The organism is Polynucleobacter sp. 30F-ANTBAC, assembly GCF_018882385.1.
Taxonomy (GTDB): domain Bacteria; phylum Pseudomonadota; class Gammaproteobacteria; order Burkholderiales; family Burkholderiaceae; genus Polynucleobacter.
The window spans coordinates 1-22373 of record NZ_JACVON010000001.1 but is presented as its reverse complement, the minus strand read 5'-3'; the positions used below and the strand labels follow the sequence as shown (position 1 = coordinate 22373).

The following is a 22373-nucleotide window of genomic DNA, read 5'->3' as shown; positions in this document are numbered from 1 at the left end:
AAAATTAACTGCTTTCTTTAATGTTGTTCTCTTTAACAAACTTGCCCCAAATATCAATTTGCTTATTGATAAATTCTTGCCCTGGCTTAGGACCTAATGCTTGCACATCAATACCTTGTGCTTTTAAACGTGCAGCAACATCAGGAGAACGCAATGCTTTAGCAATTTCATTGTGCATCTTGTTAACAATTTCAACAGGTGTCTTAGCAGGAGCAATCACAGCCCACCATGCAGGTGCTTCAAAGTTTGGATATCCACTTTCAGCAATAGTAGGAACGTTTGGCATTTCTGGTGTTCTCTTACGGGTTGTCACCGCCAAAGGAATCACACCACCACTATCTGCATGCGGCTTAACCAAGAAAATAGAGCCAATTGATAGAGGAACATGGCCTGCAATAGCGTCTTGCATTAATGGACCACCGCCTCTGTATGGCACGTGAGTCCAATCAAACTTAGCGTCTTTTGACAAGGATGCCAAAGCTAAGTGACCTAAGCTACCCGTACCAATTGAGCCATAGCTCTGCGGCTTCTTATTTTTACTTTCATCCAGCAATTGTTTAAAACTTGTAATGCCTGAGCTTTTGCTTGCAGCAATCACCATCGGTGCAGTACCGATCATCGTCACTGTTGCGATATCTGTTTTTGTATCGAAAGCTAATTGCTTAAGACTTGGATTAACACCGTGTGTATCAAAAACAACCGCAAATGTATAACCGTCAGCAGGCGCCTTTACTAAAGCTGCTGTACCGATCATGCCAGATGCACCACCAATATTTTCAACGATCACATTTTGCTTTAATTGAGTTTGTAGGACCGGAGCCAAAATTCTAGCTACTTGGTCAACAGAACCCCCTGGAGGGAAAACAGAAATCAATTTGATAATTTTCTGATTAGGCCAATCATTGCTCTGTGCCTGAACAGCACCAGTCAAACATAAGGCTGAAATAAATCCTGCTAAAAGCTTTGTTTTCATCATGTCTCCTATTATTGTGAGTGTCCGGCATTTATGCTCTGTGACGACATAAATATCCCACACTCCTATAATCAATGCAATCAAAAATAATTAGGCCTTAAAAATGCGTAAAAAAATTGTGGTTCTGGATGACCTAGAGAATTCGTATAAGAAATTAGCGGATTGGTCCAAGGTAGACGCAAAAGCTGAGGTCACTATTCACAATCAACCGCTATACGGTGAGGCTCTATTTAAAGCAGTAAAAGATGCGCAAGCCATTGTTTTAATGAGAGATAGAACCCCTTTCAAAGCTGACCTCATCCAACAACTGCCCGCCCTTGAATACCTTGTGTTCACAGGAACTCGCAATGGTGCCTTGGATGTGGATGCACTAAAAGAGCGCCAAATTCCTATCAGCCATACAGGCTGGGGACCGTCGAAGAATAGTACTTCTGAATTAACCTGGGCATTGATTCTGGGTCTTAAAAAACAATTAGTCGGTCAAAATGCTTTAATCAATCAAAACAAGTGGCGAAATGAACTTTCATTACTTCCAGTATTACAAGGGCAAACCCTAGGTTTGGTAGGTCTTGGTGAAATTGGTCAAAGAGTCGCCAAAGTTGCATTGGCTTTTGGTATGAACGTTGTGACATGGAGTCCTAATATGACTCCAGCAAGAGCAGAAGCGATTGGTGCTCAATCCGTTAGCTTAGATGAGTTGCTCCAACAATCCGATATTGTTTCTTTACACATCATTGCTAGCTCAACAACCAAAGGTCTTATTAATAAAGAAAAACTGGCACTCATGAAAAAAGACGCCATTTTGATTAATACTTCCCGTGCAGTATTGGTTGAAACGGATGCATTAGTTGATAGCCTGAATCAAGGCAGGATCGGAGGTGCTGCAGTCGATGTATTTGATATCGAGCCGCTTCCAGCAGATCATCCTTTAAGAAAGACTCCCAATACCCTATTAACTCCTCATTTAGGTTTTGTGGCAGAACCTGTATTTACAACATTCGCCAAGGATGTTGTTGAATGTTTAGAGGCATGGCTCCATGGTCAACCGACTATCCGTCCTCTGCTCTGATTGCGGTAACCCAAGAGGGGCATTAGAGAAAAACTGTCCTTTTTGTGGTTCATCGGATCTACCCCCAGTCTCCAAAAAGGCGACGGGGATTTTCACACTGAACCTAGAAATCGCTCTACCCACCGTTGATCAAGCCATTGAAAAGTTTGATCAAGCTTTGAATGAATTGTCAGACACAGCCATGAAATTGATCAAGGTGATTCACGGCTACGGATCGGGTGGCAAAGGTGGACGAATCAAAGAAGCTATTCGACAAGAATTAATCTACCAAAGAAGAGATCATGTAATTCACAGCTATGTTGCTGGAGAAGATTTAGAGCCCGGCAAAGAGGCTTATCAAGAGTTGATCCGACAAAATCCCAGCGTCAAAAAATTATTAACTCGGGATATGTATAGCAACCCAGGAATCACATTGGTCATCTTAAGAAAATGACGACGAGCAACCAAACCTGTTTTAAATGTGGCTTGGATTTCTACTGCCAAAGTTTGGCTGGAGAAACGACTTGCTGGTGTATGGCACTACCAGCGCTACCCAAAGACCAAGTTAGCCCTGATCAAGGTTGTCTCTGTCAGAAGTGCTTAAAAGAGCAAACAGATAATCAACTATCGAAGTTACCCATTCTTTAAAGCCCTTATTCTGAGCGGCTACAAACCCACTCTTTACGCTGCCACTCACCTGGTTTTTCTGCAAAAACCATCCAAATTACTAAACCTGAAATAGCTGACCAAATAGGGTTTGCAATCAATGTTTTCATTTTAATCTCCTGTTATTCAGACGATCACCAGCCTTAAAGCACCTGTTTATATAGCTGAGACCCAATACTGTATAAATATACAGTATTTTTTGAGATTGTCAATAAAACCACTAAAAATATATGTAAAAGGCTTATTTCACTTAATTTCAGGAAACTCTGGATCAGCCTGTGGCTACCTCTTTTAGTCGCCTGCTAATGGGTTTATCCTGATGCTATTAGAAAGCATCAATTAGAAAGAAAAAAATGACTCTCCCAGAAATGATTTTTGATGGTTTGGTTTGGCTGATTGGCTCATCAGTCCTTGTTTATATGCTGAGACGTTACTGGATCATGTTCAAAAATAGAAATACTGAAGCTTGTGGATCATCACAAGGCTCTTGTAACTCCTGCTCCACAGGTTGTGACAATAAAAGTACTTCTTAGGAGCTCTTAATGAAAACCACTACACCCTCTTGTAATTCGACATACTTGGGCTTAATGATTTCTAAATGGCTTTGGATGGCTGGTTTATGCCTATCCATTGGCAGCCTTTCAATGGCTCATGCACAGAGTGATGTTCCAGATGTCAAACGGTACCAGGATATTCAATACATGACAGGTGGTATTGGTAGTGAGGAATCTGATGCCATGTTATTACTTGGTAAGAAATGGGCTGTGACCCTAGAGTTTGCCCAAGATCATCCGCAGCGACCTTTATGGGTTGCAGATGTTCGAGTGAAAATTACCACTACCAAGCAAAAAGTTATTTTTGATGCGCTGAGCGATGGTCCCATCATGCTCATTGAATTACCAGCAGGCAATTATGAGATTGAAGCCAAGTTTGAAGGTCGCACTTTAAAAAGAAAACTTAAAATCGAGCAAGATAAACAGGTCAAACTACCGATCATATGGCCGATCCGATAAAACCTCAGAATCAGCGTATTGATTTCATTGATAACTTAAAAGGCGTTGCCTGCCTTTTAGTCCTGTTTCACCATCTAGCCTTCTACGGCCCGATGTCAGACGCGGCCCTAACCCTCATTCCGAATACGATTCATTTTTTATATGACTATGGTCGTATGGCGGTTCCGGTTTTCTTGGTCATTGGTGGTTTTTTGACTGGTCAGAAGTTAAGTCAGATCAATCTATTCCAGAAACGCACGATTACTGCTTTGATCTTTCAAAAATATAGTCGCCTAGTGATCCCCTACTTGGCAGCTATTGCTTTAGCAATTTCTTTCTCCTGGCTAGCTAGCCACTGGATGATTCATGACTCTTTATCCAAGCTTCCGGAGATCCCTCAACTAGTGAGCCACTTATTTTTCCTTCAAAATATCTTGGGCTATGAATCACTTTCAGCCGGACTTTGGTATGTGGCAATTGATTTTCAATTATTTACTTTTAGCGCTTTATTAATCTATGCAGTGATTCGCTTGAGCCCTGCCAATTGGTCACCCAGAAAAATAAGATCCTTAGCACTTTGTTTAATTGCACTGATTACTGCAAGCTCTTTATTTCTATTTAATCTCAACGAGAAGCTCGATGTCTTTTTCATTTATTTCTTCGGGGCATACGGTCTAGGCTTTTTAAGTGCTTGGCTTATTCAAGAAAAAAATCCGATCCTTTGGGTATTCATCTTGATGGATGTAGTTGCCGCTGCACTTTATGTCGACTTTCGTGAGCGCATTCTTTTTGCCGGACTAACCGCTGTGACGCTCTGTACAAGCTATATCTACGACTGGAAGGATTGGAACATTTGGAGAAATCAGATTGCTCAACTGGGCAAGATGTCGTATTCAATATTTTTAATACATTTCCCAATTTCATTACTAGTAAGCGCCCTATGGATCAACATTTACCCTCAGGATGCTTGGATGAATGTATGGGGCATGACACTCTCTGCTTGCCTTAGCTTGGCTCTTGCCGTTCCATTTTTTCATCTGATCGAAAAACGTCAAATTTTTTAAGCCCTTTTAAAAATAAGTTTTGCACAAGCATTTCAAATTATTTATATTTTTTATAAAATGTTTTGCCGCGTCTAAACAGGAGAGAAAATTGACCACGATGGCATTTAGTAACTTGGAGTTTGCAAAAAATCTAAGATCCTCAGGCTTAACACCAGAACAATCCGATGCAATCTCAAAAGGCGTCTCTGAATTAAAAGATGATATGAATCAATTAACAACAAAAGAAGATTTCAGAGAACTCAAAACTGACTTTAAGGACTTGAAAACTGACTTTAAAGACTTAAAAAATGAATTTAAAGATTTAAAAACTGACTTTAAAGATTTAAAAGATGATGTCAAAGATTTAAAAAATGATGTCAAAGCGATCGCAGAAGGAATTAATAATCAGAACTCTGAGATCAATAACTTAAGAGTTCAAATAACGGAGCAGCGCAGCGACATTCTGGAAAAAATTAATAACTCAATTGCAGAGAATCAACATGAGTTAAATACAGTTAAAGAGCAAATGCATAAAAGCCATGAAAACATTAGAAACGAGATGCATCAACTGAAAAATGACTTGTTAACTTATTTCGATCGCTTTCAATCCGACGTGCAAAATAGGCTGATTAGCTTTTCTTCAGCCATGTTTCTAATTTGCACAGGTATTATCATTAGCGTTATTGTTTTTCTGCATAGATAAGCAGACTTAAATCCAACCCTGCTGCCATTCCAATCCATTGGTTAAGTTTCGCCAATGGATTGTTTTCTGGCGCTTTGTCATCACTGCCTCAATGACAACTTGTTGAATAGCATCTAGTGGATTTTCCGGGTGGATCACCTTCACGACCATAAAGTGTTTTTCTTTATTTTGAGGAGCAAGATCAGTCCACTTACTCAATAGTAGCTTTTTGGGGTGCAAGGGATTTTTAGTCATCGTGTCTTTTTGATCACTTTAATTTTTATACATTTCAGTAGATACTTGTCATATGACTAAATTATGGCAAGAAACTAAAACTATTGCAGTTGTGGGGCTTTCAGAGAAGCCCTCTCGCCCATCCTATCGAGTTGCTCAATATATGCAGTCTGCTGGATACCGCATTATTCCAGTCAACCCCTTATGCTCGGAGATGCTGGGTGAGACTTGCTACCCTGATCTTTTGAGTATTCCTGAACCGATCGACATGGTCAATGTCTTTAGAAAATCTGAGGATTGCCTACCCATTGTTCACGATGCCGTCAAAATTGGCGCCAAAGTCTTTTGGATGCAGTTAGGGGTGATCAATCAAGAAGCTCTTGACTACGCGCAAGCCCATGGCTTAGAGGCTATCATGGATCAATGCTTGATGATCGAGCACATGCGCCAGTGATATTCCAATATACGGGTTTATTATTTTTAATAGCTTAAGCAGGAAAAGTATTTCTGTTTTAAGCTAGGGCTATGAAAAAAGACGCTAAAACACCCTACCAATCAACGATAGACCCAAGTAGCATTACCCCCAAAAAGGTATTTGAACAACGCCGCCAATTGATTCAAATGGCGGCAGTGGGAGCATTAGGGTTATCCGATATGAGCTTTTTTAGTCGGCAAGCATTTGCCAGCAACGGGACTAAACTACCCTCCAAAAAGAATCCCAGCTACTTTTTGCCAGACAAAATCACCAGCTACAAAGACATCACGATGTATAACAATTTTTATGAGTTTGGTACGGATAAATCCGATCCAGCTCGCTACGCACACACACTAAAAACTAGACCATGGACAGTCAGTGTTGAAGGCTTAGTGAAGAAACCCAAAGAATGGGACATTGATAGTCTATTAAAGTTGGCAGCCATGGAAGAACGTGTCTACCGTTTCCGCTGCGTGGAAGGTTGGTCAATGGTTATTCCATGGAACGGCTATGCCCTATCTCATTTAATTAAAGCTTGTCAGCCACTTGGCTCTGCAAAATATGTTGAGTTCGTAAGCCTCGCTGATCCTAAACAAATGCCAGGCGTTAATAACAGCGTTCTTAACTGGCCCTATACCGAAGGCCTACGTTTAGATGAAGCGATGAATCCTCTCACGCTTTTAAGCTTTGGCCTGTATGGGGAAATACTGCCCAATCAAAATGGTGCCCCTGTTCGCTTGGTTGTGCCTTGGAAATACGGATTCAAGAGCGCTAAATCTATCGTCAAAATTAGATTTACAGATAAAGAACCTGCGACCAGTTGGAAAATTTCCGCGCCTTATGAATACGGGTTTTACTCGAATGTGAATCCCGATGTCAATCATCCACGTTGGAGTCAAGCAACCGAGAGACGCATTGGAAGTGAAGGCGGATTATTTGCCCCTAAAGTTAAAACACTTCCATTTAACGGATACGCTGAAGAAGTGGCTCATCTCTACAAAGGTATGGATTTGAGAAAATTCTATTAAGTAATGAAATTTCTTATTTTTATTCTGGGGTTGCTGCCCTTAGTCAGACTAGTTGCTCTAGGCTTCCAGGATGATTTAACGGCCAACCCTATTGAGTTCATTACACGCTCAACGGGTACGTGGGCTTTAGTTTTTCTCTGCTTAACACTTTCCATTACGCCTCTTAGGCGTCTAACCGGCTGGAACCAGCTACTTCGATATCGCCGCATGTTAGGGCTGTTTGTTTTTTTCTATGCCCTACTTCATTTCTCAATTTGGTTTTGGTTAGATCACAATCTTAGCTGGTCAGAGATGTGGCAAGACGTACTGAAGCGCCCATTCATCACATTAGGCTTTATTGCTTTTGTTGGCCTATGGCCACTGGCATTAACCTCCAACCAATGGGCCATGCATCAATTAAAAAGACGCTGGGGTCAATTGCATCGATTGGTTTACCTGATCGCTGTATTGGTGATATTGCATTATTTTTGGCACAAATCTGGCAAGAACGATTTCCAAGAGGTAGGTATTTACGCACTCGTTATTACTTCATTACTTTTATTCAGACTAAAAAAATGAAGAATACCAATCTAATACCACCATCACTTTTATCTTGCTTGATCACAAGCGTTTTATTCATCCAGTCAGCAGTTGCTCAAAATCAGGCAACCGAAAAAATAACTCGCATAGGCAACTTGGAATGGGATTTGCATGAGGTAACGGTTGCGACAGTAAAAATTTATGCCGAGAAAACAGGCTTTGTGAGCTCGGGAGAAAGAGAAGGCGGGAGCTTTATTTATGAATCCGGCTGGACCAGAAAGAGCCAATGGAATTGGCGCCAACCGTTTGGCATCGAAGCAAAAAATAATGAGCCAGCAGTTCACTTAAATTTTCATGAAGCGAAAGCCATTTGCTCATTCTTTGGCAAAAGATTACCAACGGACTCTGAATGGACATCTGCTGCATTTTTAGAACAACGAATCACTCCTACACAGCCATTTACAAAGGGCAAACGATATACCTACCCTCATGGTGACACCCCCAAGAATTCTCATTGTTTGAATGGCTGTGCAGGTCTTAAAGGCACAGCACCATCAGGCTCTCTGTGGCGAGGCCATGGTCATGTTCCTGTGATGACCACTCAAGCTGGTGTCAATGGCTTATATGACATGGGGGGCAATGCTTGGGAATGGGTGGATACAGCAATTGGCTCTGAGAAAGTGACTCGAGGTGCATCGTGGTGGTACGGACCAAAAAATCAATTGGAGTCCAACCTCGCCAGCAAATCACCCGATACCAAGGTGGCATATGTTGGCTTCAGATGTGTCAGAGATGTTCAATAAAACATCTCTTTGATATCTAGCTGATGGCTTTATTTAGCCAAGCAAACCATGAAATTTGAGGATCTCTGTGACATAGTCTGAATAGTTACTGATGGCATGGTCCCCGCCCTCTTGCAAAGTGATATGTGCTTTGGGGTACTTGGCCACCATTTCTTGCCAATCTAAAACCTCATCTCCCTTACAAGCAATCAAGTTGTATCGCTCAAGCTGGGTAACTCTCGATTGGTAGAGGTTCCTTAACTCTTCAATGTATTCAGGCTTAAAGTAAAAACTATCCTCGCTATGCCATGACTTTTGCTCACCTATGTATTTTTCTAAATCCCTAGCAGGCTCAATCGCAGGATTCAGTAAAGTTACCTTAGGGAATTGAGCAGCATATCTCTCACCAAGATAGGTGGCGTAATAACCACCCAGAGAAGATCCCATGATGGATAACTGCTCAAAGTGACTTTGATCTATCTTGGCGCATACCATCGCCATAGCTTCTTGAGGAGATGGTGGCAACTGCGGACAATACCAATCGACATCCTGCCCCTGCTGTTTCAAAGAAAGAATCGTCTTTTTCGTTAAAACAGCCTTACTAGATTCGGGAGAGGATTTAAACCCATGGAGATAAATAATCAAATGCATAGTGATAAAAGTCTATTACCGCTTTGGAGGCGTCCAAAATTGGATGGGGGATGCATGATGGGGATGGCAACCTATCTTATCCTCATAAAAATCTCTGAAAAAAATAAGATCTTTATCAGCATCGCCACTGGGAGTAAAGAAGGTGCTTAGACCCACTTCTTTTTTTCTGTAATCCAAATAAGCCAACCCAATCGGAATTTGAGCTTGTAAAGCTACTTGATAGAAGCCACTTCTCCAGCCAGTAGTTTTTCGACGAGTACCCTCGGGAGCAATAACTAGCCAAAAATAAGGAGCACCAGAAATAGTTTGAACTAGATCTTGGACGTAACCCTGAGGACTATGGCGAATAACCGGTATCCCACCAATCGATGCAAGCCAAGCCCCAAAGACTGGTATCTTAAACAAGGTGTGTTTGGCCAAAAATTTGAACTGCACACCCATCGCCCACTTAGCCAAAATACCCATACAAAAATCCCAGTTAGACGTGTGCGGGTAAAAAATAATCACTCCGCGAGGCCCTGGCAAACCATTGAAAGAACACTTCCAGCCGCAAAGCTCTAATAGCTTTTGAGCCAATCGATTGGGTTGAAATGGTGCTAAATCATTCTGAGACATTGGGTACAGTTTAATAGCATTTTCATGTTGAGCTGACTAAACTATCGCTATTCAGTGACATCTTAAAAAGTATCTAATTTTGAACTCATTACAACCATGCCCTTGTGGCGGCAAGTCTTATGCATCGTGCTGCGAACCTTTCCATCTAGGGAAAGCCATTACCCTAACCCCTGAAAAACTGATACGCTCTCGCTATAGTGCATATGTCATGGAGTTGGAAGCCTATCTTTTATCTACCTGGCACCCTGATACCTGCCCAGAAGAACCTCTTTTTCAAGATCAACCCTCAACACAATGGGTCGATTTAAAAATTAAACATCATTCAATGGCAGCGGACCAACTCTCAGGCACGGTTGAATTTGTTGCCGTATTTAAAGTAAATGGTAAAGCGCATCGCATTCATGAAATTAGTCAATTCATCAAACAAAATGATCGCTGGTTTTATGTTGACGGCGAATTTCCGGAGATAAAATAAGCCTATGAATGAAGACGATATCCTCCATAAAATGCGGGCAATCTTCCAAGATTGCCAAAAGCAAGCGGTTGCTTTAACTAAGCATCACCCCAACCTTCATAAAGGCTTTGTGGCTGATATGCAGTTTGCAAGCATGTACGGTGCTTTTTTAGGGGAAGTCAAAATCAACCACGGGGTTGATCTTGAAAAGGATTCTTTGGCACAAAAATTAGTCGATGCGCTTGCAAAGACAGATTCTCATGCCATTGGCTTACTAAGGGAAGAGATCTATGCTGCGTTGGATCACATGCAGCCAGAGCAATATGCAAGTTATATTTTTCTAACTTGCTTCCCAAGCATTTATAAAGCGATGAGTGAAAAGTAAAACGCTAATTAAGCTTTAGGAGCTGGTGCTTTTTTAGGTTTTTTTGCTTCTTTAGTTTTACGTTGTTGACCTTTTGCCATGTTTTTCTCCTAGTTAATATATTCAGATCTTATCGCTTATTAAGCAGTTTGAGGGTTTTATTTTAGACCCTTAATTAGCGCCTAACTTCCTAGAATCCGTCCAGTATTTTTGCATCTCAATAAATAAGAAAGATGCCGACCATGCCACCAATAACAATCCAACCAAGGCTTCCACGCCAGTCAAATAACGGACATAGCCTTGCGCTATAAAGTCGCCATAACCTACTGTTGTAAAGGTAATAAAAGAAAAATAGACATAATCTAAGAACACGCCATGACCAGCTGAACTCCCAACCAACTCACCCATTCCTGGAAATTGCAAGGTCACAAAATACCCCAAAGCAAATAACCAAATTTCAACGACGTGCGTCATAAAGATAACTCCCACACCAATTAATACTCGATAGCGTGAATGCAGGTGCGCAATACGCGGGAGCGTTCTATCCAACTTGAATAGCACTTCATAATGGATCAGGATGGCACTAATAACCAAGATAGTATTAAATACAAATGCAAAGGCTAGCAACATAGGAGCTTCTTTAAATAATAGAGATTGGTTAATAGTACCAATAAAAAACCCCAAGACTGAGCTTGGGGTTTTGATGTAGATCTAAATTTGTTGATTAACCCAGAAGATCAAGATTTCTCACTGCCCCACGGTCAGCACTCGTTGCTAACATGGCATAGGCTTTAAGCGCTGCAGACACTTTACGTGGGCGAGGTTTACTTGGTTTCCAACCCAACTTATCTTGCTCCACACGGCGCTTAGCCAACTCTTCATCACTGACTAAAACATCAATTCGGCGATTAGGTATATCAATACGGATACGGTCGCCATTACGCACCAAACCAATGGCACCACCAGCCGCAGCTTCTGGCGAACAGTGCCCGATAGATAAACCAGAAGTACCGCCTGAGAAACGACCATCGGTTAATAAGGCGCAAGCTTTACCCAAGCCTTTTGATTTGATGTAGCTGGTTGGGTATAGCATCTCTTGCATGCCAGGACCACCCTTAGGGCCTTCGTAAATCACTACAACGATATCACCAGACTTTACTTTGTCTGCAAGGATGTTTTCAACCGCTTCATCCTGGCTTTCCACAACGTGTGCAGGACCTTCAAATACCATCAAGTTATCATCAACGCCTGCTGTCTTGACTACACAGCCATCCAAAGCGATATTGCCGCGTAATACGGCTAAACCACCCTCCTGGCTGAACGCATGCTCAGCAGAGCGGATGCAACCCTCAGCACGATCAAGATCCAAACTAGGCCAACGAGCATTTTGACTGAATGCCACTTGAGTCGGCACACCTCCAGGACCTGCCATGTAGAAATGTTTAACTGCCTCACTTGGGTTGCGTGCGATATCCCACTGATCCAAAGCATCTTTCATGGTTTTAGCATGGATGGTTGGCACATCTGTATGCAACTTACCTGCGCGGTCAAGCTCACCTAAAATCGCCATGATGCCGCCAGCACGGTGAACATCTTCAATATGGTATTTGTTGGTATTAGGAGCCACCTTACAAAGCTGCGGCACAATCTTAGACATACGATCAATGTCAGCCATTGTGAAATCAATTTCAGCTTCTTGAGCAATCGCCAATAAATGCAAGATGGTATTAGTTGAACCACCCATAGCAATATCTAATGTAATGGCATTTTCAAATGCTTTAAAACCAACAGACCGAGGCAATACTGATTCATCATCACCTTCGTAATATTGTTTGCACAACTCCACAATCTGACGTCCAGCATTTTTAAATAATTGCTCACGATCCGCGTGTGTTGCCACAACAGTACCATTACCCGGCAAAGATAACCCCAAGGCCTCAGTTAAGCAGTTCATGGAGTTAGCGGTAAACATACCCGAGCATGAACCACATGTTGGACAAGCAGATCGCTCAATTTCAGCTAAATCAGCATCGGAAACTTTGCTATCAGCAGCCATCACCATTGCATCAATTAAATCTAACTTCTTAATCTCAATCGTTTGTGTGGTCGGGTTAGCTAACTTGACCTTACCGGCTTCCATAGGACCACCAGAGACAAAAATCACAGGAATGTTCAAGCGCATAGCGGCCATCAACATACCCGGCGTAATCTTGTCGCAGTTAGAAATACACACCAGTGCATCTGCACAGTGGGCATTAACCATGTACTCAACAGAGTCTGCAATGATGTCGCGACTTGGCAAGGAGTACAACATACCGTCATGCCCCATCGCAATGCCATCATCAACCGCAATGGTATTGAATTCTTTGGCTACGCCACCCGCTGCTTCAATTTCACGAGCCACCAATTGACCCAAGTCTTTTAAGTGCACGTGACCTGGAACGAACTGCGTAAACGAGTTAGAAATGGCAATAATAGGCTTGCTGAAATCATCATCTTTCATACCTGTAGCACGCCATAGTGAGCGTGCGCCAGCCATGTTTCGACCAGCGGTAGATGTCTTAGAACGGTATGCAGGCATGATGAAGAACTCCTTGATTATTTATATATCGTCAACTTTGGCATTTTATACCTTTCACGATGATAAGAGCGGGCTGAACCCATTCGCCTGAATACCCCTTCAAAACCAACTTAATTAGCCCAAAAATGGCCGTTAACCGAGGTTCTTTTGCCTATCAAAGACTTGATTCATGGCTTTTGCCAATTCAATGTCTTTTGGGGACACTCCCCCAAGATCATGAGTTGTTAGATGAACCTTAACAAGGCTGTAGCAATTAAACCAATCGGGGTGATGGTTCATTTCCTCAATGATGGGATAACACGCCGTCATGAATTTAAATGCTTCCTCAAATCCCTTGAATTTAAATTCCTTAGTGATCTTCAATCCATCTTGACTCAAAATCCATCCCGGTATTTTTTCCAAGTCGGAGACTTGGACTTGAATTAGAGTTGGTTTAGCGTTGGACATGAGATTCTTTTAAACGTTGAGAGGAATAAAATAACAAAGGCGTTACAACCAACCAAATCACTGAGAGTGTTGCGATGGCTGTGATGAAGTCATGAAAACTCCCCGCCTCCATCCGCACGCCTGCCCAGTAAGCAAAGGGGCCACTGATAGCGCCCAAGACAGCTGCTAATCGATAGCTCTTAGCCAACCAAGACATCGATGACTGAATCGTGATCGCTAAGGCAGCCCAAATAAAGGGCATCCAAATGGGTGAAAAGCCTGTCCAAATTTCTGACTTAAAGCTCATAATGCCCAACCAAACCAAACTACTATCAATGACTATGCCAAGTGCTACGGCAATAATCATCATCCACTGATCATGGCGTCGATCTTCAGAGACCCACCATGCCCAAGCTAAGATCAAGGCGGAAACGAGGATCGCAGGCCATTCAAAGCCATGTGCCGCACCTAAAATACAAAGAAACCAGACTGCCTGAAACTGAATAAAGTTAATGAGTTTTTTCATGACTGAATCAAGGGCGCTTATAAAAAGCCAAGGTGACTTCACCTAGGTAAATGCCAAACTTGCTCATCTCAGCTTTATTCAACATGACTTTGTCATCCATCTGGTACATCCAGTCATTGAATTTGACGTTGTATACCTTGCCATCCACTGGCAAAGCCAAGGTGTACGACCAGTTGAGTGCATTACCAGAAACCTCACCTACAGCCTGTCCCACTACATCCGATGCCGTACCTTGGTAGCGCTTAGGTGCTACTTCGGTCAAAGTCCACACTCTGCGCTGTGTGGTGCCATCCGAATAAGTGAAAGCCTCATCCAACACGCCTACTTTTTGACCATCTTTAACTGTCCAGTTGGCCTCAATTACCACCTTGAACCTTTTAACAACTTTGCCACTTCTATCTGTAAAGATTCCATGGGCATCAATCGTGCCATTGAAATACGTTGCCAGATCTAAAACCGGAGTCTCTTGAGCGTATTCACTCACCTTAACACTGGAACAACCCAATAGCATTGAAACGCTCATTAAACTAACCCCTAATGTTTTTATCCATTTATTCATTGCAATATGCCTCTAAATTAATCCTCGGACAGCTCTCACCTAAAAGGCTTTGCCTTAACTTAGGTACGCTGGTGCGAGGGTGCAACCAAATTCCAAAAAATGCTTTGGTCAATTCTTCACCACGGATCTCGCTCATGAACTGACCATTATGGAATAGTTGTGTGAGATCACGAGACTTTTTAATCGCTGTGATGGAGTCGCCCTTTTTAACTGTTTTAAATGCTTTACTAAGTTGCGGATCCCACAGCGCACGTTTTTGCTTAGAAACCCCCATCTTTTCCATTTCTTCCAAGGTTTGCAGATACAAAGCCTGAGCTTCAAACTGACGCAGATAGTGAAGATCCAAAGCATATCCACCTTGAGATTCCTTACTAGCAAATAGCTGCGCATCGTAAAGTTTAAAACCCCAATAAATCAAACGCCCCTCCCCAATCACTTCAGCTTGATTAATCTGCTGATTGACCAAAGTCGCGTTATGAGCGTTTGATGCATTAGCCTGGTTGATGTGCAAAAAGGAAGCAGCCATCAAAAACCCTAAAATAAGGATTGCCTTTGATGAGCATGCATTTTTAAATGAATCAGAGTAAGAGGTGATGTTCATCCCTTAAGCTTACTCCTGATAGTTAAATCTTTCTTAGCTCACCAAGTAAGTCCTCAACTGTTAGGGGTATTGGTCACTCAAACCCCTTTAGGCAAGGCTCCAATAAAAAACCCAGCCCTCTTAATTGATGGCCGGGTAATTTGACATAAGGCTAGCTTATTTGGATTTTTTATCAGATTTTGGTTCAAATGGGAAGGCCGTATTTGATGCGCCAGCCTTCGGAGCAATCCTCAATGACAAGACCATCGTCAAAGCTAAAGTTAATACTGTGAACCCCAAAGACCATGTGATTGGAATCTTGTAAAGATCAATCAATAGCATTTTTACACCGATGAAGACCAAGACAATCGCCAAACCATAAGAAAGTAAATGGAATTTCTCATGCATGCTGGCCAACAAGAAATACATCGCTCTTAAACCCAGGATCGCAAACACATTAGAAGTCAGAACAATAAATGGATCGGTTGTGATCGCAAAAATAGCAGGGATGGAATCAACCGCAAACACCACATCCACAATTCCAATCAACAAAATCACCACAAATAAAGGAGTTGCCATTTTGACGCCGTTAGTCACAGTGAAAAACTTCTCACCATCGTACGTTGGCGATATCTTCATATGACGCTTGATCCAGTTCAACGCTGGGTTGTTATCAAGATCAGGCTCTTGACCAGCGGCCCACCACATCTTCACGCCCGTAAAGACCAAGAATGTGCCAAAGATATACATCACCCAGTGGAACTGAGCAATCAACCAAGCTCCCACCAAGATCATGATGGCGCGGAGCACTAAAGCCCCTAAGATACCAATCATCAGAACACGTTTTTGAAATTCTGATGGGACCGCAAAGTAAGTGAAAAGCATTAAGAAGACAAATATGTTGTCTACAGCAAGCGCTTTCTCAACCAAATAACCCGTGACAAACTCAAGCGCTTTCGCATCCGCCAATTCTTTGGCTGCAGGGTCTGACCCCATACCTCCCAAGAACCACCACAACCAAGCTACGAATAGAAATGAAACAGCCACCCAAATCAGCGACCAAATGGTGGCTTCTTTGATAGTAACTGAATGAGAGCCCTGTTTATTAAGGGCAAAGAAGTCAATCAACAAAGCAACTAAAACAAAAGCTGCAAATAATGACCACAATAAGGGAGTACCGATAGATAACATCGTCTTGAACCTCTCATCCTAAGCCGGCCACGCATAGGAAACAAATTAAAAAGAGGTCTCAATTAGTCTTGCCGCTCGAACATTCATGATTCGAGTTAAGGAACCGAACAAAGATGAAAGCCACTTCAACCCTGTCGTAATGACGGCACCAAAATAAAAGCCCGGTAGGCTTTTGTAACAGCTACTCCCTGAGAGAGACGTGTAAATAGTAATAGAAGTATGAGGGGTCGTCAAATAACCCTATAAAAATACAGATTTATTGGTTTTACCTAATTAATCAAAAATATCACTCAACCATGACTTATGTTTGCGATGATAGTCTGGGCGGTAGTCATTTCTTTGTGCTTGTGGCTGTTGGTTTTGCATGGATATATTGGGCTGATCAGCACTTGATCTCTCAATTAATTTATCAAGCTCACCTCTATCTAACCAAACACCTCGGCAAGATGGGCAATAGTCAATTTCAATGCGCTGGCGCTCAGAGATTACCAACTGAGAATCTTTACAAGCTGGACACTGCATAGAAAACTCCTTCAAAGTTAACGTTATGAATAACATTGACAGCTATAGGCTGTAAAAAAATTATATGTATGAACGTTTTAATTTGCAGAAGTCTAATTTCCTTTAAATCAAAGGGATATATGAGCGAGTTAAATCGAAAAATTTAAAGAGTTATTTATCACCAAACCAATTTAGTTAAGCATAAATTTTCTAAAAACCAACTTCCCTTAAGAGAGTCACCAAGACACTTCTAATGAAGTCTCCCAAGATGGATTTTGGCCAAGCATAGATGACGACGTTGCCACGAAGGTAACCTTCCGAATTTAATGGGAACCAGCCATCCACTTTTAATCGCACGCGATAGATAGCTTGCTCTGGTATGACCTTTTTCTCTTGAAGTCGAACAACAATATCACCTCCAGCAGTTGAAGCAAGAGCGCCATCAACAAGAGTTCGGGTTGCATCTCTATCAATGCTAATAACGCTTAAATTACTTCCCCATAGGCCTCGCCCCTCAGGAATAAAGCGACCCCAATTACCCTTATCCAATCGCTTCAAATCAGTTTCAGTCACATAACAATCCACCACCCACTGACGGTCATCTACCAGCGAAACCAATTGAGCGCCTTTAGGTAGCCACTCTCCAACAAATAGATCTGGATTGGCATCTGCAATCACACCGGGATACTGAGCTCTGGGATTCAAACGAGCTTTTTCTTTATTGAAACCGTCAAGTGCTTCCTGGCTCAACTGCAACTGCTCTCGGAGAATAGCCTGCTGCTTACGTAACTGAGGGTCAAAACCTGAAGCAGCCACTTGAAAAGTTAATGAATCTATTCTGGCTTGCATCTGTGCAATTTTTTTATTGAGCTCCGGAGATTCCAAGCCAATAATCAGCGACCCTGCTTCAACTCTAGAACCTAAAGGGGCTGGCAATGCTCTTAATTGCACAGGCACAGAGGTAATCATCGTAAAACTTTTCTCTGGCTTGAGCATGCCCTGCGTATTAACAGTGATATCAAACGGGACAACTAAGATCAAGATAATGATCAGGCTGACATAGAAGGCTGGCTTTTGTCGGAACGCTGGTCCAATCCTATCCCATTGCTTTTGCCAAAGACGAAGCTCTTGAGAGATCGGCTTCAATACAAAGTACCACATCTCCACAATGAATAAGGCAATCCCTAACGCTTTAAAAAAGTAGCTGTAGACCATCACCGCAATACCAATGAACAGTATTAATCGGTATATCCAAGTGGTAATAGCAAAAATGATAAAAAAGCGATGCTGATCAGGTGTGAGTGTTTCGGGTGGCGCTTCACCTAACTTGAACAACTGTTCGCGCAACCACCAACGTGCATAAGCAAAGCTTCGCTGGTGTAAATTGGGCATCCCCAAAAAGTCACATAACAAAAAGTAACCATCGAAGCGCATGAATGGGCTGGCATTGAGCAATATGGTCGCCACAATCGAGGTTGTACCCAAGAAGAAACAAGCATTACGCACCGCGCCATCCGGCAAGAAACCCCACAGCCAAATAGCCCAAGCAGCAATAATTAATTCAGTAGAAATACCAGCACCGGCAATTTGGAGGCGCTTGCGATGAGAATCCAATTTCCAAGATTCCGTGACATCCGTATAGGCCATGGGGAACATGACCAAGAAAGCCACGCCCATGGTGGGAACTTTACAACCGCAGCGCTTAGCCACTATCGCGTGACCTAACTCATGCAATATCTTGACTGCTATGAGAGCACCGGCATACCCCAAGATACCTGCAAAGCTAAACGTATCAACAAACGCGGTACTAAAAGTACCCCACTGGCGATAAATTTGCCATAAACCAACCAGAAAAATAACTGCGGTTAATTTAAAAAAACGACTGGATAGTAAAAAACTGATATGGGGTAATAGCCGACCTAAAAATCGATCCGGCTTTACCAGCGGTATACGGAAAAATAAGTACCCGTGCAAGAGTGATTGAAACCAATCTTTTTTACGCATTGCTGCGCGCTGAGACAACCAATTGAGATCCTGCTCGCCCGTTCTTAATAAAAGTTCATTTTCATTAAGAAATGTGAATACGGCGTTAACAGCATTTTCATCAACTTCTAGCGTTGTATCTTCATTGATTGACTCACAGATGGCTTCAACACTTCCTAAGCCAATTCTAGAAATAACCTCAAAAGACAACCAGTCAATCTGAAAGTAGGCATTGCGCGCTGGATCATGAATCGTCCACATGGGCGAGCCATCACGTTCGGTCGGAGCCGTATATAAACCTAGCTCTTCACGTATTTGAGGCCATGGTCTCTTCCCTGGTGGCGCCATCATGAGTTTAGATTCCTAAGAACTGACGTGTGATCGCCAGCGGCTTACGCAACACCCAATAAGATAAAGGCACAAACTGCCCGTTAACCTTAGCAGTGCCTTTGAGACCAACACGCGGACCTTTTTTACCCTTCGGTAAAGAGGCGCGGACACGATAAGCATAGGTACCATCGGGGCGTAACATGGGCTCATGACCTACATAACGAATATTGGCAGATACCGCATTAAACGGGCTAGCATTTAAATACAAACTGGCCGAGGCACGATCAGGCACCTCTAACATGTCACCCACAGGTATCCAAGCCTCTACCTCAACTTGACCTTCTGTGGCGACCACCATGACTTTTTCACCAGCCACCACTGGCTTACCAACCCATTCGCTAGGATCATCAAAAATGACAATACCGTCTCGTGGAGACTCAATCGTGGCTCTGTTTAATAAATCTTTTAGGTAATCCGCTTCGATTTTTCTTTCAGCCGCTTTACCTTCTTGAGCCGCTAATTGACCACGGCTTTTAGCATCCGTCAAAGACTGAAGAGCACCCTGACGATATTCTTGTTGGGCGATCTTGATTTCTTGCTCGGCCACTTGGGCTTTTGATAACAGTGAAGCCAAGTCTAGTTTAAAGAGTGGCTGACCTTGGGTAACTCGATCGTTAGGAGATACAAAGAATTGATCAACCACGCCTTCAATCGGCACACGAATGATGGCTGGATTAGCCGGCACCAATTCACCTGGCACTAAAACCGACAAACGAACTGGGAATAAGATGAATGTCCAAATAATCCATTTCCAGCGGCGACGCTTATCTGCCCAGATGGCTTTGGCCTCTCTGAGCGTTGCCTGTAAAACACCCTCAGCACCCTGCTCTTTTGCCCAAGCCATGTCCTTTTTAACTCTTTCCTGAAGAGGAATAGAGCGAACACTCAGGAACTTCCAAAGCTTAACGAGGTTCACTCGTATAGCTGTAAAGCTTGCTTGAATGAACTTGTCGATTGCAATCAATCGTCGACGAATCGTGCCGTAACAATCTTTAAAGTATCTTGGCACGCAACTTGGATCTTCCACTACTTGAGCAAAGCTCTTTTCAACAAAGCGCCCAAATGCCACAAATGGCAGAGCTATCAATTTTCCTATTAATTTCCCTACAACTTTGCAGCCTTGCCATATAACAATAGGGTTGTCACATACATGCTGATATTGGGCTCTAACTTTCTCAGAAAAAGTTAGCTTCTTTTTAGCCTTCGGCGGTCTTCCTCTTGGTTTTGCTTTGGGTTTAGCCTTGTCTTTAGATGCAGGTAGTAGTTTTTTTAGAATGGACTCAAGACCAAAGTCATCTAACTTATGACGCTTCTTAAAATCAAGCAATTCTTCATTAGCTTTGGCAATCACAGGGGCTAATACAAACTTAGCACCAGCGATCACATAACGCATCTCCTGAATACAAGTTGCTTGATCAGGTATGCGCTGTTTAAAGTTATGCCAATACTTACTGAGCTCGCCTTGCACGGTTGGTGCTGATAATTTCACCCAAGCATGTGTCCAAATCTCTACCCACTCATTTAATACCGGTAAAGCATTCTCATCAAACGAATCTTCACGGCAGAGTAATAAACCTGCTTTTCTTTCAAGAGCGTTAATTGGTACCCAAATAGCAGAAGATGGCAGCCACTCACCCCACTCACGTAACTGTGAACCAGTGAGCATGTCTGATTCAATAATACATAAGCTAGTCTGCTGCGATAAACCCTCAAGAATTTCGTTACTCGCCTGAATAAATGGTGAGTTACGATCTATTTGAGAAACACCCGATTGGAGAACAACCCCCTCATTCTCAACCCACAGCAATGCAATGGTGTATTTGAGTAAAGGCATGGTTTGGTTGACCAATAAGAACTGCAATGCCTGAGCTGTTTCAGCACGCCGTGCACGACGTGCCAAATCCATGATCGTCGTGAGCATGACAATGGATTGCTGCTCTTGGCTCATCTCGGAACCTTGATTACTCATTGATTATTTACCCAACCCAATAGCGCTTTTTAATTGCGCTGTGAATGACGGCTTGCCTTTGAGACTTGCTTTAGCCTTTTCTGGCTTGATGGTTAACTTAACATCGGCTTGACCACCCACGTCATCTGTTGCAATCACTTTAAGATCAATTGGACCCTCATGGTCTGGCGGAACAACTCCTTCAAATAAGCCTGTCTTAGGATTGAACTTCAACCAGCCAGGCAATGGCGAACCGTCTTTTTGAACTGCCACCAGCTTTAAGTCACCCTTACCGCCTTTGAAAGTGGCTGCAGGAAGGCGATACTCCACATTACCGTTAGCAGGTACTTTGACATCCGCTAATGGCAAGATGTTGCGTAGCTCATAATCCGGCAGCTTAAGAATGGCTAGACCTAAATCCAATGAGCGCTTTGCGATCTCAATCTCATCACCAACACGGTCAAACTTGTTGTACGGCGTGACGTTTGAATAATCTAGAGCATCACGTGTGCCGGTCGTATCACTCATTGGCGGACGGAACTGATTGATACCACCATGCTCACCATTGAAATCTAAAACAATTTCATTGAACTCATAGTGCCCCATTTCAATCGGCTTTTCTTCAAAGCGACGTTGGAAGTAATGATGACCAAAGACGTCTTTTCTTGGTAATGGTGGTAAGTTTTCATCAGACCTGATCGTTATAACCAGTGTCGATGTATCCGTTCCACCCTGACCATCAGAAACGGTATAAGTAATAACGGGAACTAATCCAACATAATCATTTGCCGGCATGAAGACATAGCTACCATCAGCATTGATAGTAATCTCACCCACCCCTGGAATATCTATTGGTGTACCAACCTGCTGAACGCCAGCAATACCTGGAATCGTATAGCTATCAATAGTTAAGGCATTTCCATCGCTATCGGTTGCATTTTTCAATAATCCATCTGCAACCAAGATTGATAAAGGCACATTCTTTTCAGTTTGCTCTGATTCGTTATCGTCTAGAGGAGGATCATTTACCGGCACCATCGTGAGCGTCAAGGTCGATGTATCTGTACCACCCTGACCATCACTGATCACATAAGTTACAACTGGGATCGCACCTGTGTAGTTAGCAACTGGCACAAAGCTATAGCTACCATCCGCATTGATC

At 42.7% G+C, this 22373-nt stretch carries 28 protein-coding genes; 12 read left to right on the top strand and 16 right to left on the bottom strand.

What is annotated here, in order from left to right; genetic code table 11:
• Positions 1–4 precede the first annotated feature (4 nt).
• On the bottom strand, positions 5–976 hold the full coding sequence (locus tag ICN28_RS00135) for a tripartite tricarboxylate transporter substrate binding protein (RefSeq protein ID WP_216285297.1): 972 nt from the start codon (positions 974–976) through the stop codon (positions 5–7).
• 100 nt (positions 977–1076) lie between these two features.
• On the opposite strand from ICN28_RS00135, the gene ICN28_RS00130 reads away from it, so the two are divergent.
• Genes ICN28_RS00130 through ICN28_RS00120 form a run of 3 tightly spaced genes read left to right on the top strand, consistent with a single transcriptional unit; the run spans position 1077 to position 2669 of the window.
• Positions 1077–2042, top strand: coding sequence for a D-2-hydroxyacid dehydrogenase family protein (locus ICN28_RS00130; protein WP_216285296.1), 966 nt, complete (start codon positions 1077–1079; stop codon positions 2040–2042).
• Positions 2011–2475 carry a hypothetical protein gene (locus ICN28_RS00125; protein WP_216285295.1) on the top strand — a complete coding sequence of 155 codons (465 nt, stop codon included), beginning with the start codon at positions 2011–2013 and terminating at the stop codon, positions 2473–2475. The genes ICN28_RS00130 and ICN28_RS00125 overlap by 32 nt, the downstream gene beginning before the upstream one ends.
• Positions 2472–2669, top strand: coding sequence for a cysteine-rich CWC family protein (locus ICN28_RS00120; protein WP_216285294.1), 198 nt, complete (start codon positions 2472–2474; stop codon positions 2667–2669). The genes ICN28_RS00125 and ICN28_RS00120 overlap by 4 nt, the downstream gene beginning before the upstream one ends.
• A 5-nt stretch (positions 2670–2674) precedes the next feature.
• On the opposite strand, the gene ICN28_RS09515 is transcribed toward ICN28_RS00120, so the two are convergent.
• Positions 2675–2797 carry a hypothetical protein gene (locus ICN28_RS09515; protein WP_255536061.1) on the bottom strand — a complete coding sequence of 41 codons (123 nt, stop codon included), beginning with the start codon at positions 2795–2797 and terminating at the stop codon, positions 2675–2677.
• Positions 2798–3229: 432 nt separating this feature from the next.
• Between ICN28_RS09515 and ICN28_RS00115 the strand changes: the two genes are divergently transcribed.
• The 3 genes from ICN28_RS00115 to ICN28_RS00105 all read left to right on the top strand — a co-directional run bounded on the left by ICN28_RS00115 (position 3230) and on the right by ICN28_RS00105 (position 5425).
• Positions 3230–3700 carry a hypothetical protein gene (locus ICN28_RS00115; protein WP_216285293.1) on the top strand — a complete coding sequence of 157 codons (471 nt, stop codon included), beginning with the start codon at positions 3230–3232 and terminating at the stop codon, positions 3698–3700.
• Positions 3685–4743 (top strand): acyltransferase, encoded by a 1059-nt coding sequence (locus ICN28_RS00110; protein WP_216285292.1) that lies wholly within the window; start codon positions 3685–3687, stop codon positions 4741–4743. The genes ICN28_RS00115 and ICN28_RS00110 overlap by 16 nt, the downstream gene beginning before the upstream one ends.
• Positions 4744–4840: 97 nt before the next feature.
• Entirely contained in the window at positions 4841–5425 is a 585-nt protein-coding gene (locus ICN28_RS00105; RefSeq protein WP_216285291.1) for a hypothetical protein, read from the top strand.
• Between the two features lie 6 nt (positions 5426–5431).
• On the opposite strand, the gene ICN28_RS00100 is transcribed toward ICN28_RS00105, so the two are convergent.
• A complete protein-coding gene (locus ICN28_RS00100; RefSeq protein WP_216285290.1) occupies positions 5432–5659 on the bottom strand; it encodes a TIGR02450 family Trp-rich protein in 228 nt (75 codons plus the stop codon).
• 52 nt (positions 5660–5711) lie between these two features.
• On the opposite strand from ICN28_RS00100, the gene ICN28_RS00095 reads away from it, so the two are divergent.
• The 4 genes from ICN28_RS00095 to ICN28_RS00080 all read left to right on the top strand — a co-directional run bounded on the left by ICN28_RS00095 (position 5712) and on the right by ICN28_RS00080 (position 8463).
• Positions 5712–6092 (top strand): CoA-binding protein, encoded by a 381-nt coding sequence (locus ICN28_RS00095; RefSeq protein WP_216285289.1) that lies wholly within the window; start codon positions 5712–5714, stop codon positions 6090–6092.
• A gap of 71 nt (positions 6093–6163) precedes the next feature.
• Complete coding sequence (msrP, locus tag ICN28_RS00090) at positions 6164–7141, top strand: protein-methionine-sulfoxide reductase catalytic subunit MsrP (protein ID WP_216285288.1); 978 nt, start codon at positions 6164–6166, stop codon at positions 7139–7141.
• Positions 7142–7144: 3 nt separating this feature from the next.
• Positions 7145–7699: a sulfite oxidase heme-binding subunit YedZ gene (locus ICN28_RS00085; protein WP_216285287.1), complete on the top strand. Its 555-nt coding sequence runs from the start codon at positions 7145–7147 to the stop codon at positions 7697–7699.
• Entirely contained in the window at positions 7696–8463 is a 768-nt protein-coding gene (locus ICN28_RS00080) for an SUMF1/EgtB/PvdO family nonheme iron enzyme (RefSeq protein ID WP_216285286.1), read from the top strand. Before ICN28_RS00085 ends, ICN28_RS00080 begins: the two co-directional genes overlap by 4 nt.
• A 33-nt stretch (positions 8464–8496) precedes the next feature.
• On the opposite strand, the gene ICN28_RS00075 is transcribed toward ICN28_RS00080, so the two are convergent.
• Together ICN28_RS00075 and ICN28_RS00070 are read right to left on the bottom strand one after the other, a co-directional pair.
• Entirely contained in the window at positions 8497–9093 is a 597-nt protein-coding gene (locus ICN28_RS00075; protein ID WP_255536060.1) for a YqiA/YcfP family alpha/beta fold hydrolase, read from the bottom strand.
• A gap of 15 nt (positions 9094–9108) precedes the next feature.
• Positions 9109–9708 (bottom strand): 1-acyl-sn-glycerol-3-phosphate acyltransferase, encoded by a 600-nt coding sequence (locus ICN28_RS00070; RefSeq protein WP_216285285.1) that lies wholly within the window; start codon positions 9706–9708, stop codon positions 9109–9111.
• 79 nt (positions 9709–9787) lie between these two features.
• On the opposite strand from ICN28_RS00070, the gene ICN28_RS00065 reads away from it, so the two are divergent.
• Both ICN28_RS00065 and ICN28_RS00060 read left to right on the top strand, forming a co-directional pair.
• Positions 9788–10183 (top strand): YchJ family protein, encoded by a 396-nt coding sequence (locus ICN28_RS00065; protein ID WP_216862342.1) that lies wholly within the window; start codon positions 9788–9790, stop codon positions 10181–10183.
• A 4-nt stretch (positions 10184–10187) separates the two neighbouring features.
• Complete coding sequence (locus ICN28_RS00060; RefSeq protein ID WP_216285284.1) at positions 10188–10547, top strand: hypothetical protein; 360 nt, start codon at positions 10188–10190, stop codon at positions 10545–10547.
• A 150-nt stretch (positions 10548–10697) separates the two neighbouring features.
• Here the strand turns inward: ICN28_RS00060 and ICN28_RS00055 are convergent, their stop codons facing one another.
• The 11 genes from ICN28_RS00055 to ICN28_RS00005 all read right to left on the bottom strand — a co-directional run.
• On the bottom strand, positions 10698–11156 hold the full coding sequence (locus ICN28_RS00055) for a potassium channel family protein (protein WP_216285283.1): 459 nt from the start codon (positions 11154–11156) through the stop codon (positions 10698–10700).
• A gap of 94 nt (positions 11157–11250) precedes the next feature.
• Positions 11251–13107: a dihydroxy-acid dehydratase gene (ilvD, locus tag ICN28_RS00050; protein ID WP_216285282.1), complete on the bottom strand. Its 1857-nt coding sequence runs from the start codon at positions 13105–13107 to the stop codon at positions 11251–11253.
• 132 nt (positions 13108–13239) lie between these two features.
• Positions 13240–13554 (bottom strand): 4a-hydroxytetrahydrobiopterin dehydratase, encoded by a 315-nt coding sequence (locus tag ICN28_RS00045; protein ID WP_216285281.1) that lies wholly within the window; start codon positions 13552–13554, stop codon positions 13240–13242.
• Entirely contained in the window at positions 13541–14059 is a 519-nt protein-coding gene (locus tag ICN28_RS00040; protein ID WP_216285280.1) for a DUF2878 domain-containing protein, read from the bottom strand. The genes ICN28_RS00045 and ICN28_RS00040 overlap by 14 nt, the downstream gene beginning before the upstream one ends.
• A 7-nt stretch (positions 14060–14066) precedes the next feature.
• Positions 14067–14582, bottom strand: coding sequence for a DUF3833 domain-containing protein (locus ICN28_RS00035; RefSeq protein WP_255536059.1), 516 nt, complete (start codon positions 14580–14582; stop codon positions 14067–14069).
• Between the two features lie 28 nt (positions 14583–14610).
• A complete protein-coding gene (locus ICN28_RS00030; RefSeq protein ID WP_216285278.1) occupies positions 14611–15144 on the bottom strand; it encodes a chalcone isomerase family protein in 534 nt (177 codons plus the stop codon).
• A 231-nt stretch (positions 15145–15375) separates the two neighbouring features.
• Positions 15376–16389: a TerC family protein gene (locus tag ICN28_RS00025; RefSeq protein ID WP_216285277.1), complete on the bottom strand. Its 1014-nt coding sequence runs from the start codon at positions 16387–16389 to the stop codon at positions 15376–15378.
• Between the two features lie 273 nt (positions 16390–16662).
• The gene (locus tag ICN28_RS00020) at positions 16663–16911 is read right to left on the bottom strand and encodes a zf-TFIIB domain-containing protein (RefSeq protein WP_216285276.1); all 249 of its coding nucleotides are present in this window, start codon (positions 16909–16911) and stop codon (positions 16663–16665) included.
• Between the two features lie 189 nt (positions 16912–17100).
• Entirely contained in the window at positions 17101–19224 is a 2124-nt protein-coding gene (locus ICN28_RS00015) for a site-2 protease family protein (RefSeq protein WP_216285275.1), read from the bottom strand.
• A gap of 4 nt (positions 19225–19228) precedes the next feature.
• Positions 19229–21232 (bottom strand): efflux RND transporter periplasmic adaptor subunit, encoded by a 2004-nt coding sequence (locus ICN28_RS00010; protein ID WP_216285274.1) that lies wholly within the window; start codon positions 21230–21232, stop codon positions 19229–19231.
• Between the two features lie 3 nt (positions 21233–21235).
• A partial coding sequence (locus ICN28_RS00005) for a cadherin-like domain-containing protein (RefSeq protein ID WP_216285273.1) occupies positions 21236–22373 on the bottom strand: 1138 nt, incomplete at its 5' end.